Annotated in this window: 16 protein-coding genes and 1 pseudogene; 14 read left to right on the top strand and 3 right to left on the bottom strand. The window is 58.7% G+C overall.

Features of this window, described 5'->3' with window-relative positions; translation table 11 throughout:
• Positions 1–6: 6 nt before the first annotated feature.
• Complete coding sequence (locus RTCK_RS13865) at positions 7–1,035, top strand: UDP-glucuronic acid decarboxylase family protein (RefSeq protein WP_142593237.1); 1,029 nt, start codon at positions 7–9, stop codon at positions 1,033–1,035.
• A 2-nt stretch (positions 1,036–1,037) separates the two neighbouring features.
• The gene (locus RTCK_RS13860; protein ID WP_142593236.1) at positions 1,038–1,796 is read left to right on the top strand and encodes a TIGR04290 family methyltransferase; all 759 of its coding nucleotides are present in this window, start codon (positions 1,038–1,040) and stop codon (positions 1,794–1,796) included.
• Positions 1,797–1,856: 60 nt separating this feature from the next.
• On the opposite strand, the gene RTCK_RS13855 is transcribed toward RTCK_RS13860, so the two are convergent.
• Positions 1,857–2,261, bottom strand: coding sequence for a heme-copper oxidase family protein (locus RTCK_RS13855; RefSeq protein ID WP_142593235.1), 405 nt, complete (start codon positions 2,259–2,261; stop codon positions 1,857–1,859).
• A 544-nt stretch (positions 2,262–2,805) separates the two neighbouring features.
• Between RTCK_RS13855 and RTCK_RS20935 the strand changes: the two are divergent.
• The 12 genes and pseudogenes from RTCK_RS20935 to RTCK_RS13800 form a co-directional block, all read left to right on the top strand.
• Positions 2,806–3,060: pseudogene (locus RTCK_RS20935) on the top strand (Arm DNA-binding domain-containing protein); the annotation flags it as partial.
• Between the two features lie 48 nt (positions 3,061–3,108).
• Positions 3,109–4,044, top strand: a complete 936-nt coding sequence (locus RTCK_RS13850; RefSeq protein WP_235988711.1) for a tyrosine-type recombinase/integrase — start codon at positions 3,109–3,111, stop codon at positions 4,042–4,044.
• Entirely contained in the window at positions 4,037–4,594 is a 558-nt protein-coding gene (locus RTCK_RS13845) for a hypothetical protein (protein ID WP_142593233.1), read from the top strand. The genes RTCK_RS13850 and RTCK_RS13845 overlap by 8 nt, the downstream gene beginning before the upstream one ends.
• Positions 4,595–4,675: 81 nt before the next feature.
• Positions 4,676–4,888, top strand: a complete 213-nt coding sequence (locus RTCK_RS13840) for a helix-turn-helix transcriptional regulator (protein WP_142593232.1) — start codon at positions 4,676–4,678, stop codon at positions 4,886–4,888.
• A 457-nt stretch (positions 4,889–5,345) separates the two neighbouring features.
• Complete coding sequence (locus RTCK_RS13835; protein ID WP_142593230.1) at positions 5,346–5,525, top strand: hypothetical protein; 180 nt, start codon at positions 5,346–5,348, stop codon at positions 5,523–5,525.
• Positions 5,515–6,009 carry a hypothetical protein gene (locus tag RTCK_RS13830; RefSeq protein WP_142593229.1) on the top strand — a complete coding sequence of 165 codons (495 nt, stop codon included), beginning with the start codon at positions 5,515–5,517 and terminating at the stop codon, positions 6,007–6,009. Before RTCK_RS13835 ends, RTCK_RS13830 begins: the two co-directional genes overlap by 11 nt.
• A 524-nt stretch (positions 6,010–6,533) precedes the next feature.
• Complete coding sequence (locus RTCK_RS13825) at positions 6,534–6,851, top strand: hypothetical protein (RefSeq protein ID WP_142593228.1); 318 nt, start codon at positions 6,534–6,536, stop codon at positions 6,849–6,851.
• Positions 6,852–6,883: 32 nt separating this feature from the next.
• Entirely contained in the window at positions 6,884–7,243 is a 360-nt protein-coding gene (locus tag RTCK_RS13820) for a hypothetical protein (RefSeq protein WP_142593227.1), read from the top strand.
• Entirely contained in the window at positions 7,240–8,691 is a 1,452-nt protein-coding gene (locus tag RTCK_RS13815) for a terminase large subunit domain-containing protein (protein ID WP_185928017.1), read from the top strand. The genes RTCK_RS13820 and RTCK_RS13815 overlap by 4 nt, the downstream gene beginning before the upstream one ends.
• Positions 8,688–9,356, top strand: a complete 669-nt coding sequence (locus RTCK_RS13810; protein ID WP_142593226.1) for a hypothetical protein — start codon at positions 8,688–8,690, stop codon at positions 9,354–9,356. Before RTCK_RS13815 ends, RTCK_RS13810 begins: the two co-directional genes overlap by 4 nt.
• Before the next feature lie 9 nt (positions 9,357–9,365).
• A complete protein-coding gene (locus tag RTCK_RS13805) occupies positions 9,366–9,836 on the top strand; it encodes a hypothetical protein (protein WP_142593225.1) in 471 nt (156 codons plus the stop codon).
• Between the two features lie 35 nt (positions 9,837–9,871).
• Complete coding sequence (locus RTCK_RS13800) at positions 9,872–11,008, top strand: hypothetical protein (protein ID WP_235988697.1); 1,137 nt, start codon at positions 9,872–9,874, stop codon at positions 11,006–11,008.
• A gap of 17 nt (positions 11,009–11,025) precedes the next feature.
• Here the strand turns inward: RTCK_RS13800 and RTCK_RS13795 are convergent, their stop codons facing one another.
• Positions 11,026–11,829 (bottom strand): hypothetical protein, encoded by an 804-nt coding sequence (locus tag RTCK_RS13795; RefSeq protein WP_142593224.1) that lies wholly within the window; start codon positions 11,827–11,829, stop codon positions 11,026–11,028.
• The gene (locus tag RTCK_RS13790) at positions 11,826–12,131 is read right to left on the bottom strand and encodes a hypothetical protein (RefSeq protein ID WP_142593223.1); all 306 of its coding nucleotides are present in this window, start codon (positions 12,129–12,131) and stop codon (positions 11,826–11,828) included. Before RTCK_RS13790 ends, RTCK_RS13795 begins: the two co-directional genes overlap by 4 nt.
• Positions 12,132–12,136: the final 5 nt, after the last annotated feature.

Raw genomic sequence — 12,136 nt, 5'->3', positions numbered from 1 at the left:
AGAGATATGCTGCAACGGACACAGGCTCACACTTCCGGGACCGCGCTCGTCGCAGGCGGAGCGGGTTTTGTCGGATCGCATCTGTGCGACGCTTTGCTTGCCCGCGGACATCGAGTGATCTGCATCGACAACTATCTGACGGGCTCCGAGAACAATATCAGGCCGTTGATGAACCATCCCGGTTTCACGGCGATCACACAGGACATCTGCGAAAGCATCACGGTCGAGGAGCATGTCGACCATGTCTACAACCTTGCCTGCGCGGCCTCACCACCCCAATACCAGGCCGATCCCCTGCACACCATGATGACGTGCGTGGTCGGCACCGCAAACCTTCTGGCACTTGCCGAACGTCATGGCGCCTCGTTCCTGCAGGCCTCCACCAGCGAGGTCTACGGCGATCCTGAGGAGCATCCGCAGCGTGAAGACTACCGCGGCAACGTCAATTGCACGGGGCCGCGCGCCTGCTATGACGAAGGCAAACGGGCGAGCGAAGCCCTTTGCTTCGACATGCTGCGGGCAGGACGGGTGGACGCACGCGTGGCGCGCATCTTCAATACCTACGGTCCGCGGATGCAGCCAAATGACGGCCGTATCGTCTCGAACCTGATCGTCCAGTCGCTTTCGGGCCTGCCGTTGACGATCTACGGGACGGGAGAGCAGACGCGCTCATTCTGCTTCGTCACCGACCTCGTAGAGGGACTGATCCGGCTGATGATGGTAAAGCCTAACCCGGAGATGCCGGTGAACCTCGGCAATCCGGGGGAGTTTACGATCAACGAGCTTGCCCGAATGGTGATGGACATGGTGCCAGGCGCAGTCGGCATCTCCCAGAGACCGCTGCCGAAGGACGACCCGCAGCGTCGCCGGCCCGACATCGCCCGGGCGAAGGAGCTGCTGCAGTGGGAGCCGACCGTGCCCCTCGCGGACGGCCTGCGACAGACGGTGGACTGGTTCGCGGCACATCTTCCGAAAGTCGAGGCTGCAAGGCAGGACAACAGCGGAACATTCGCGGAAACACGTATCGGAGCGTAGGAATGGACGCACGGAGCACTCCAGGAAGGGATTTGGAACAGCGGATCGCGAAGCTGGGCCCGTGGTTCCAGAACATGCGCATCCGCGGCATCGAGACCGCACCAGAGCACTTTCTGGGTGACTATCCCAGCTTCAAGTGGCAGGGATTCAAGCACGTGATTCCCGAAGACCTGGAAGGACGAAGCGTCCTCGATGTCGGCTGCAATGCCGGCTTCTATGCGATGGAGATGAAGCGGCGCAATGCCGGTAGAGTGGTCGGCATCGACTCCGATCCACATTACCTGAAACAAGCAAAGTTCGCCGCCGAGCACGAGGGACTGGACATCGATTACCGTCAGATGTCGGTCTACGACGTGCCGAAGCTCAAGGAGCGTTTCGACCTCGTCATTTTCATGGGCGTCCTCTATCACCTGCGGCATCCGCTCCTGGCGCTCGACTTGCTTTATGAGCATGCCATGGGCGACCTGATGCTGTTCCAGTGCCTGCAGCGGGGCGACGAACGCATACCGGAACTGGCGGAAAACTACGATTTTTCCGAATGGGCCATGTTCGACCGGCCGGAATATCCCAAACTGTTCTTCGTGGAGGAGCGCTATGCCGGCGATCCCACCAACTGGTTCATTCCGAACAAGGCCGCCATGGAAGCCATGCTGAGAAGCTCCGGGTTCGTGATCCTGGAGAACCCTGAACGGGAGGTCTATCTGCTGGGCCGCGGAGAGCGGCACTACGGCGTCGAGCCGCCGACCTTTGTCGCCGACTGACAACGGACGGACGTCAGGGGGCGGAGTCCGGTCGGAACCGGAGACCGCCCCTTTTCGATGCTAGGCGGACGGGAGGCTGGCCGGAAAAGCCACCTCGCGCGACCGCGAGAAGACGACACCCGCAAAGAGCAGCACGCCAGCAAATGTCACGATGGACGAGATGGCGACCAGCGGTTCCAAAGCCGTTCGACCTGTCAGAAGCAGATAAAGGCTCGGAACCATCACCGTGACGCCGGCGGTATAGACCCAGTACTGAAGCATGGCGAGCCGCGTCTCAGCCTTGGCCGGGTTCAGCGCATAATAGCCTCCGAAGATCGCCATGGTGACCCAGCCGAGGAGATTCGTATGGGCATGGGCGCCGCTCGGAGCATAATTGTGGGCGATCGACATCTGCAGCCCCATGACGATGCCGACCAACAAGAAACAGATTGCCGTCTTGAAGTAGAGATTTGCGAGACGTGGCATAGATTCCCCTCCTGTGCCTGTCGCAGGTTGACGGACGTCAATTCTACACCATCGCGCGAAACAAGTAACTGCCACACCTTCGACAACACGTGACGGTGCGAAGAACTTCGCGCGGAATATAATCCGCTGCGCAGACCGGGAAGGAGCGAAAGGAACAGCCGGCGGCTAACCCGCGAGAAGGTGCTTGATGACCGGAAGCACGAAACACGGAGGAGCTTGAGGACATTTTTTGCTCGTCAGCTTCATGCGCCATGATCCGGATATATCGACCTGGAGCAGAGAACATTGCAAACCATCGACAACCCGTTCGGCACGAGGTTGTCACCCATGTCTTAGGTACAGTCTGTTACCTATGTCTCCGGGTCGGACAAGCGGCGGTTGGCGGAAGAGGTGTCCTTCTTCCGCCTAACTCTCAACGTCTACTAACGTCTCATTGTCCGGTGCTTTCTGCGTATCTGCGGGATATTCCGATCTCTTGACGTCTATAGACATCCACTGCAATCTACGTTAGATTTGTACGTAAAAACGTACGCGGAGAGATGCAGTGGCGAGGGCGGTCAACAAGCTTACGGCGGTAGCAGTTCAAAAGGCTAGCAGGCCGGGACTCTATGCGGATGGTCTTGGTCTATATCTCCAGGTCGCGCAGGGCGGCTCCAAGTCGTGGCTGTTTCGCTTCATGCGAGACGGCAAGGCCCGCAAGATGGGGCTCGGGCCTGTGCATACCGTCACCCTCGCGATGGCTCGTGAGAAGGCACTCGAAGCGCGCCGGAAGCTCCTAGACGATGTCGATCCCATCGAGGAGAAGAAGGCCGTCAAGCAGGCTCGGCGCCTTGCAGAGGCGAAAACGGTGAGCTTCGAGGAAGCGGCACGGCAATATATCGAAAGCCATCAGGCAGGCTGGAAGAACGAAGTGCACGCTGCGCAATGGCCGTCTACCCTCAAGGCGTATGTATACCCGGTATTCGGGCAGTTGGCTGTTGCAGATGTCGATGTCGGGCTTGTTCTGAAGGCGCTTCAGCCGATTTGGAACGAGAAGCCGGAGACAGCAAGCCGTGTGCGCGGCCGCATTGAGAAGGTGCTCGATTGGTCGAAAGCTCGGGGATATCGACAAGGCGAGAATCCGGCTCGATGGAAGGGGCATCTTGACCATCTCTTGCCCAGGCGATCGAAGGTCAAGACGGTCAAGCACCACCCAGCGCTTCCATATCAGGAGATCGGCGGGTTTATGTCCTCTCTACGTGACATGGAGGGCATCAGTCCACGAGCCCTCGAATTCGCGATCCTGACCGCCACTCGCACGGGGGAAACCGTGGGCGCCCGATGGCCCGAAATCGACATGGAAGGTAAGATGTGGGTTATCCCGGCGGAGCGGATGAAGGCCGGGCGTGAGCACCGTGTTCCGCTTTCGGATAGAGCCGTCGAGATACTGAGGTCACTGGTCAGCGACAAGGACTCCGACTACGTCTTCATTGGAGACAAGAAGGGCAAGCCTCTGTCGAACATGTCTTTGCTGATGACGCTCAGGCGCATGAAGCGGACGGATCTTACCACTCACGGTTTCCGTTCGACCTTCAGAGACTGGTGCGCAGAGATGACCGCCTACCCGAACGAGCTGTGCGAGATGGCGCTCGCTCACACGGTGTCGGACAAGGTGGAGGCGGCGTATCGGCGCGGCGATATGCTCGAGAAGCGACGCCGGCTGATGAGAGACTGGGCCAAATTCTGCGGTGCCGTTACCAAGTCCGCGGATGTGGTTCCGCTTCGGGAGAGGGCAAATGCGTGACCCCAAGTTGGAGCTTCTTCAGGAACTTGCGTTCGCGAGAAGACAATACGATTCTGATGTCAGGATGGGTGTTTCTTCCGCCGTTGGAGCCGTGACCAAGTATGTTGAGGCGCTCGTTGATGCTGGCGAGGCAGACCCGCAACTGCTCATTCCCTTGATCAATCTGGATGGCGCTCTGGCGGACGCCATGCGCGGCATCTCGAATGAACACATCGCGGTCAGCAAGTACGAAGGCGGCTCAAAGATTCCTCTGCATGAGGCTTACGCCTGGGGCGTTGCATCCGCCGTTGTATCCTTGCACAAAGAGGCTGGAGACGACCTGGCAACAGCTGTCCGACGCATCAGCGTTTCTCGACCTCACTTCGAGAGCGCGAAGCTGAAGGAATACCGGAAGCGGATTTCCCGCGGAGATCGAACTGTCCCTCCGGCGTCATTGGAGAGCTATGAAGACACCCTGCGAATATGGAAACAGGCGGACGAACTCACACCTAGAGAGCGTGCCTCTGGAGCACTGAACGCCTTTCAGTCGCTCACAAAGCAGAAAGTGTAGGAGCCCTCCTCAAGTTACACCCTGACCCGCTTCAATTTCGGGATGTCCAACAAGAACCAAGGACGTTTCGAAGGAGAAGACATGGTCAGAGAGATCATTCGCAAGCCCGAGGTCAAACGCCTTACAGGCTACGCAGATTCCACGCTCTACAAACACATCGCAGCGGGCAGGTTCCCCAAGCCGATCAAGCTAAGCCCCGGCGGACGAGCGTCAGGCTGGTTCGCCGACGAGATTGCGTCTTGGCAGGAATCACGGGTCAAGGAACGTGATGGAGGTGCACATGACGCCTCCTAAAATGCGAACCGCCGCCAAGCTGAGTTCGCACCTCAGCAAAAGCGGCGGATACCGAGAAAGCCCCGTCTCAAAGGCTTGCACCGATATTTACAGCAACTCTTCACTGTCTGCAATGGACCTGGCGGTTTCAGTCATCAGCCGGCGCCACCGTCTGTCGCCCTCTACGGCTCGAGTCGTCTGCCAGCTGGCCGGGATCGGTGGTGCCTGATGAGCGAGATGCAGGAAAAGAAGATCTCGTCTCAGACCAAGTGGAACTTGGCTCATCCCAAGGAACTGTGGGCACACCAAGCCCTCCGCTCCGCATTGAAGAAGGGGCTGATCCACAAGGGGCCGTGCGAAGTCTGCGGCTCGCCTCATTCTGAGGGGCATCATGACGATTACGACCGACCGATGGTCGTTCGCTGGCTATGCCGTCTCCACCACCGAGCGGTTCACAAGAAGCCGAAGGGGGTGACGCATGACGGATAATCGTGCCGTCACGATCGCCGCCCTTTGGCTATCCAGCCAGACCGAGCCTCCCAGCGACGTGATCCAGGTTCTGAGGAGCGAGTTCAAGCTCACTGCCATGCAGGCTTGCGAGGCCTGCAAGATGGCTCAGGATCTCCGCAGGTTGGGAGGGTCTCGTCATGGCGCGTGAGTTCTCCAAGATCTCGCCAGCGGTTTGGAGATCGAAGACCTTTCAATCAGTGCCCGATGATGAGCGTCTTCTGCACCTCTACCTCCTTACCTGCGAACACCAGAACAGCGCCGGGAGCTTCAGGCTCCCGGACGGCTATGCCTGCGCCGATCTAGGATGGGATCTGCAGCGTTATGTCTCCGCCCGCTCGTGCTTGGAGCAGGCCGAACTCATCGCCTTTGATGACGAGACGGAAGAGGTCTTCATCCAGAAGTGGTTCGTCCACAACCCGCCGATGAACCAGAAGCACGCCCTTGGCACGCAGCGCGTCATAGAGCGCATCGAGAGCGATCGGATAAGGGAAATGGTGGAGGAGCAGTTTGAAGCAGCCGATGCTGTCCGTGAGCGCCGTCAACAGGCGAGGGAGCAAACCAACGTCCGGGACCTGCCGTCTCCCTCGCTTTCTCTCGAACGAAGGAGGAGCGACCCGTTCAGCCGTCCATAGGGTATCGATACCGTATCCAAAGACTATCGATATACAGAGACAGAGACAGAGACAAATACCGAGACATGAGACAAAGACAGAGACCAGACAAAAACAAAAACAAAAACCCAGACTAAGACACGCCACTCTCGTGGCTTCGAAGGGGCTTAGGAGGGGAGGGAGCTTTGGAGTTCTCTCGCCTCTCCCAAGAGACGCCTATCAGCCTCGGTTACTGCTTGAGTTCGAATCCCGAAACAGCTTGCAATCATATTCGGTGAGGCTGGATCTTTCTAGTTTCACAGCAAAACCAGCTTTTTCTCTCTGAGGCCTCCGTAGCCTCTGCAGCCCTTCAAATGCTGCATTTTCATCCGTCAACGGAGACCATTTCCGCTGAAAGCCCTTGTTCTGTGGGTATTGATGATCCTCAACTTGTTCCTACGTACAAATCAGGGTACAACATGCTCTTGAGATATTGCGTTCGGAAACAGGTTCATTAGGGGCTGGATAGGGTGCAATTGCCGCCTGAAGCCTCTCAGGAGACAGCAATGCCGCAGCCACTAACAGCACCAGTCCGGTTTCTCTCAGGTGAGCGTGAGCCGTGTCGGGTAGCCACCATGGGCAACATCTCCTTGCAGGGTCTGCAGACGATCGACGACGTCGCGTTAGCCGTCAGCGACCGCGTCCTGGTGAAGGACCAGACCGATCAGAGAGAGAACGGCATCTATCTAGCCTTCGGCGGCTCCGGCAGTAGCTTCGGCAACGCGACCGTAGACAGCACCACGCAGATCACAGTCCGGACCTTCAATTCTTCACCGCCTGAGCCGGCAGACGCGGACCATAGGCTTGTGGTTACATGCCCATGAACCCCTGAGCCTACATTATCCTGGATCGCGATATGAGTAATCAGAACGCCGACGTACCGAAGGTAAGGCTCAAGACCCTGGCGGACCTGGATCGGCGTACCCTAGCCGCCAAGGCAGTCTATGCCCTCCGCGATGCAATCGTTTCTGACCTTGGTGGTCGAGAACACCTAAGCGCGATGCAGTTGGAGCTAATCGACAACGTGGCCCTGCTTGGCGCGATGCTGAAGGATTCCGCTGCCAGCTACCTTTCAGGTGAGCCGGTGGATCTGACGGAGTTCATGAGCCTCACGAATGCACAGCGGCGCCTCCTCGCCGATCTGGGGCTCGAGCGCCGGCAAAAGGCGATCAACGCCGACCTTCGGAGCTATCTCAGCGGAAAGGTCTCTGCATGAACCTCCTCGAAGCCCTGGACGATCCGAATCTCTTCCAACCGTGGATCAAGGACTCCTCTTCCTATGTCGCCTGGCGGACCTTCCTGGCCGCCCTGTTCGGTCTTCCGATGACGGACGAGCAGAAGGAGATATTCCAGGAATGCACGGGACGTGAACATCCGCCTACAGAGCAAGCGAAGCAGGCATGGATGATTGTCGGCCGTCGCGGCGGCAAGTCCTTCAACATGGCGCTGCTGGCTGTCTTCTCGGCGGCTTTCAGGGACTATCGGCAATACCTGGCGCCTGGCGAGCGAGCCACGATCATGGTGATCGCTGCGGATCGAAAGCAGGCCCGGACCATCATGCGCTACGTGAGCGGCCTGCTGGAGAACATACCGCTCCTTGCGACCATGGTGACGCGGAAGCTTGAGGAGTCGGTGGAGCTGGATAACCGCAGCACGATCGAAGTTGCCACCGCCAACTTCCGCACCGTCCGCGGCTATACCATCCCGCTCGCCATCGGAGATGAGATTGCCTTTTGGAGATCGGAAGACAGCGCCAATCCGGATCGCGAGGTTATCGCAGCTCTCAAGCCAGCCATGCTGACCATCCCTGGTTCGATGATGGTCTGTGCTTCAAGCCCCTACAGCCGTCGTGGCGTCCTTTGGGAGGCCAGGGAGAAGCACTTCGGCCGGGACGGCAACGTCCTCGTATGGCAGGCTCCCACTCGCACCATGAACCCAACGGTGCCCCAGGAGGAGATTGACGCTGCGTATGAGGCAGACCCGGCCTCTGCGTCAGCGGAGTACGGCGCCAATTTCCGGTCAGATCTGCAGTCGTTCGTTGATCGCGAGACTCTGATGCACTGCGTCGAGGTAGACGTTCATGAACGTCCCTACGATCGCCGCTGGCGATATATTGGCTTCGTAGACCCCTCCGGCGGCAGCCAGGACAGCTATACCATGGGGATCGCCCACAAAGAGGGTTTGAGCGTTGTTCTTGATGCTGTGCGGGAGATCAAGCCGCCGTTCTCTCCCGAGAACGTCACTGAAGAGTTCTGCTCGCTGCTGTCGAGCTATCGGATCACGAAAGTCTATGGTGACCGCTACGCGGGGGAATGGCCACGGGAGCAGTTCCGCAAGCGCGGCATCACCTACCTGATTTCAGAGAAGTCGCGCTCGAACCTTTACCGGGACGTTCTGCCTCGGATCAACTCGGGTCTCTGCTCGCTGCTGGATCACCCGAAGATGATCGCGCAGTTCACGAGCCTGGAGCGGAAGACCGGCCTTCGCGGTGACACTATCGACCATCCGCCAGGTGCCCATGACGACATCGCCAACGCGGCTGCCGGGGCACTCGAACATGCCGCTGTCCTCGATGGCAAAGAGCGTGACCCGCTGAGAGCCAAACCTAAGCAAGCGATCCTTTCCGACCCACTGGCTGCTTACCGCACAAGGAGAACCGCATGAGCGCCGCGAAGAAGATCAACCTGGAGCCCGCAGGTTCTACCCTGGGGGACAGCAATACGTCCGAGGAATACACCGCGGCCATCGCGGCTATGGAGCAAGAGCGTGAAGCCCTCGTCAAGCAGGCCAAGGCGCTTGAAGACGAGCAAGATGCAGCGCTTTTCGGCCAGGGCAATCTCCACGAGGTGAACAACCGCCGCCAAGCGATGGCGGCGCAGATCATGACGTTGGAGAAACGCATTGCCGGCGCCACTCGGCGGATGGAAGACGCGATCGCTCGTGAAACCCTCGCGGATATCGAAGGATACGGGAAGCGAGCTGCGTCACTGGGCGGTGACCTGAAGGATGTTTACCGGCAATTCTTCGAGCACATAGAAGCAGCGAGGCAAGCGCTGTTCCGTGCCGACGAGATCAGCCGTGACCTGGGGATGATCAACATGCGCCTCGAGAGCGCAGGGCGGCGCAATCTGACTGTGAACATCGAGACCTGCAGGAGCCAAGGCATGGGTGAGCCGGTTCGCCCGCCCCAGGACATCCGGACCAGGTTCAGGGCGGTGGATAGAAGCCTCACCGCCCTTTATTCGGCAGGCGGACCATTGAACGGACGCCTGCGAAACGAGAACCCGAAGAACCGGCCGGGACAGCGCTTTCCTGGTCCGACGCACTGAGGAAAAGACATGAGCAACACTTATGATTTCCAGTATGCCGGTGGGTGCCTGGGGCGCTTGATAGACAACGGTGCCCTCCTGTCAGCTGACAATGTAGCTGCGATCCAGCCGCTGGACGTGGTGTCAATCATCCTCAAACGCACCTTTGACGGTCCGTTCTCTGATCTAGTCAATGCGCTGGGATCAGGCGGGCACGCCGGGGTGGTGAAACTGTTCCTGGGGAGGCAACGGGGGCAAGATGAAGATGTGTACATCGTTGGTCAGTTGAACCCACCCTGCATTTCACCAATCCCTGCGAGCGCCATAGAGGCAATGCACAAAGTGTCCCAAGTCTCCGTGGCCGGCGACCTTTGCTCCAGAGATAAGGCTGCGCTGGCATTGCTTGCGCCGTTCCGCGGTGACGAGGATCCAGTTCCTCCAATCAGACCTGGGCTTATCCCCGGCTGGCCGGCGACGGATTTCGAGGAGCTGAGCCTATGAATATGTACTGCCCTGCAGCGAGGATGCTCGGTGGGATGACGATCTCGGCTTTTCCGGACATGGCGGGCGTCATCCTGAAGTATGGGCTTACCAGCACCTTCAGAGACGGTTTCATACCCCTCATCAGGAACTTTAAAGCCGTGAGGTTAGCGGGCGAGGAGGTGAAAGCCGCGGGCACTGCTCTCGATATGGTCCTTGATAGCCGAGCCATGGCTTTCGCAGATGTGACTGATGATTTCGGTCGTCACTCATCGTTTGAGCGTGGCCTTGCATCGGTCTCTACGCGCTTTGGGATGGTCTCCTTGATGGCGCCGTGGACGGCGGCAATGAAGCAGTTCAGCGGCTTGGTCGTCATGACAAACATCTTACGTTCCTCAGAGCGACTGGCGAAGGGCTTCCCGTCCCCCATTGAAGTTCGCCGGCTCGCGTCGGCCAGCATCGATGTGGTGCTGGCCCACAGGATCACCGCCCAGTTCGAGAAGTACGGGCAGAAGCAGGGCGGCGTACTACTCGCGAGGGCGGGAGACTGGGATGACGCGATCGCCAGAGAAGCTTTCCGTGCTGCGGTTGTCAGAGAGGTAGACCGCATCATCGTTACCCCCGGCCAGGACAAGCCGCTGTGGATGTCTACGGAGCTTGGGAAAACGATCGGGCAGTTCAAATCCTTTTCGGTCTCTTCCTCACAGCGGATAATGCTCGCTGGACTTCAGCAGCGTGACGCTGCCACCCTGAACGGCATAATGGTGTCCCTCGGTCTTGGCGCTTTCTCCTATTGGGCGAAGGAGAGGTTTGCAGACCGCGAGCTCTCCGACGAGCCGGCGCAATGGGTTATCGAAGCGATCGACAAATCTGGGCTGACCGGATGGCTGATGGAAGTGAACGCAATCTCCGAAAAGGTAAGTCGCGGCACAGTTGGTCTTTCTGCCATCACTGGCAAGCAGATCTCCCGCTACGCCAGCCGTAACGCCACGGCGTCACTGCTGGGGCCATCGCTGGGAACGGTGCAGGATATGATCAACGTTGCCGGCTCAGTTGCAACGGGTAGCGCCACGAAGCGTGATCTCCATACCGCGAGAACCTTGTTGCCTGCGCAGAACCTTTTTTACCTCCGCCGACTTTTCGATCGAGTGGAAGCAGCGACGGGAGATAGTCTTGCGCTTCCGGAGCGGTGAGAGTCCCTTTCTGGGCACTAAGTCATGCGCATTATCGCTTCACGTGTGGCGTCTATCATTGTCGTCAATGCCTGTTCCAGATCTCGAAGTTGGAGTTGCTTCACCACAACCTCTTCCCGAGGCCCGCATGCAGGCGCGAGCTCGAGCGCTCTTCTAATGTAGCCCAACAGATATTCTGCTGACGACATCAGTTCTGCCGAAATCCCATACGGAGGACCAAGCCCTTGATGCGTCACCGTCTGCGTCAGGAAGGAAAGGAACTCCCGAGTAAGTTCTTCACGAGCGTTGGCTTCCGAGGAGAACTTGACCCTAGCCATAGCGCCGCTGCTATGAGAGCCCCAAGCGGCCATCTTTCCGTTGAAGTCGTAGTCGATGGTGTTTGCGATATCGGCCAAAGCGCCTTCGAACGAGGATATGACGCGCTCCTTCTCTGCAGTCTGCTCTTGACGCTCGAGGATCGCTGTTTGCACCGCGATAAATTCGGCTTGCTTCTTGGCTTCGTCGGCCTGAGCTCTCATGACTTCTCGCTGCTCACGCATCTCGTCACGAGTAAGTTTCAACTCCTCTCGCGTCAGTCCTAGCTCCTGACGCTGAGCCCCTAGCTCCTGCGACTGGATGAAAACAGCGGCCACCAACCAGAAGAACGCGAGGGGCGCGAACACACCGGCGAGAAAATCGCCCCACTCATTCGCCGACAAACAGGCGAAGGTGCCACTGCATTCTCCAGGAGAGGCCGCGCTCCAGCCCAGCCCAATCCCCATAGCGAGCCAGATGACGCTCGCTCCACCAAATATCCAAAACGGCGATATCCTACGCTTCACTCGCACACCGTAGGATTGCTGCGGCCGTCCCAGTCTGTGTAGCAGCTGGAGTCTTGCATCGCCTCAAGTCGCCAACCCACTCCCGGTATCGACGCACCGATCTCCTGGAACGAGAGAGCAACCGCCGCGAAAATCAGGATGCCGGCAGGCCAGGCCAACAGATGCCGCTCGGTGCGCCTGAAGACAGACGTACCAGCCCAGAAGGCGCCGCCAAAGCTGGCCGCTATGCCGCCCCACTGCAATATGACCGCGATGAAGGCCTCAAAGAACCCGCTGACAAAATCACGCTCGCCCCAAGCCATGCTTC

Origin of the sequence: Pseudorhizobium endolithicum, from assembly GCF_902153245.2 — a bacterium.
In the GTDB taxonomy this organism is placed as follows: domain Bacteria; phylum Pseudomonadota; class Alphaproteobacteria; order Rhizobiales; family Rhizobiaceae; genus Neorhizobium; species Neorhizobium endolithicum.
Note: the sequence above shows the minus strand (reverse complement) of the source record. Positions and strands in the feature narration are given on the sequence as shown.

What these genes read in the sequence shown, in the direction of transcription:
- RTCK_RS13865 (WP_142593237.1), top strand. Translation starts at nt 7, where the DNA reads ATGCTGCAACGGACACAGGCTCACACTTCCGGGACCGCGCTCGTCGCA.
- RTCK_RS13860 (WP_142593236.1), top strand. Translation starts at nt 1,038, where the DNA reads ATGGACGCACGGAGCACTCCAGGAAGGGATTTGGAACAGCGGATCGCG.
- RTCK_RS13855 (WP_142593235.1), bottom strand. Translation starts at nt 2,261, where the DNA reads ATGCCACGTCTCGCAAATCTCTACTTCAAGACGGCAATCTGTTTCTTG.
- RTCK_RS13845 (WP_142593233.1), top strand. Translation starts at nt 4,037, where the DNA reads ATGCGTGACCCCAAGTTGGAGCTTCTTCAGGAACTTGCGTTCGCGAGA.
- RTCK_RS13840 (WP_142593232.1), top strand. Translation starts at nt 4,676, where the DNA reads ATGGTCAGAGAGATCATTCGCAAGCCCGAGGTCAAACGCCTTACAGGC.
- RTCK_RS13835 (WP_142593230.1), top strand. Translation starts at nt 5,346, where the DNA reads ATGACGGATAATCGTGCCGTCACGATCGCCGCCCTTTGGCTATCCAGC.
- RTCK_RS13830 (WP_142593229.1), top strand. Translation starts at nt 5,515, where the DNA reads ATGGCGCGTGAGTTCTCCAAGATCTCGCCAGCGGTTTGGAGATCGAAG.
- RTCK_RS13825 (WP_142593228.1), top strand. Translation starts at nt 6,534, where the DNA reads ATGCCGCAGCCACTAACAGCACCAGTCCGGTTTCTCTCAGGTGAGCGT.
- RTCK_RS13820 (WP_142593227.1), top strand. Translation starts at nt 6,884, where the DNA reads ATGAGTAATCAGAACGCCGACGTACCGAAGGTAAGGCTCAAGACCCTG.
- RTCK_RS13815 (WP_185928017.1), top strand. Translation starts at nt 7,240, where the DNA reads ATGAACCTCCTCGAAGCCCTGGACGATCCGAATCTCTTCCAACCGTGG.
- RTCK_RS13810 (WP_142593226.1), top strand. Translation starts at nt 8,688, where the DNA reads ATGAGCGCCGCGAAGAAGATCAACCTGGAGCCCGCAGGTTCTACCCTG.
- RTCK_RS13805 (WP_142593225.1), top strand. Translation starts at nt 9,366, where the DNA reads ATGAGCAACACTTATGATTTCCAGTATGCCGGTGGGTGCCTGGGGCGC.
- RTCK_RS13800 (WP_235988697.1), top strand. Translation starts at nt 9,872, where the DNA reads ATGACGATCTCGGCTTTTCCGGACATGGCGGGCGTCATCCTGAAGTAT.
- RTCK_RS13790 (WP_142593223.1), bottom strand. Translation starts at nt 12,131, where the DNA reads ATGGCTTGGGGCGAGCGTGATTTTGTCAGCGGGTTCTTTGAGGCCTTC.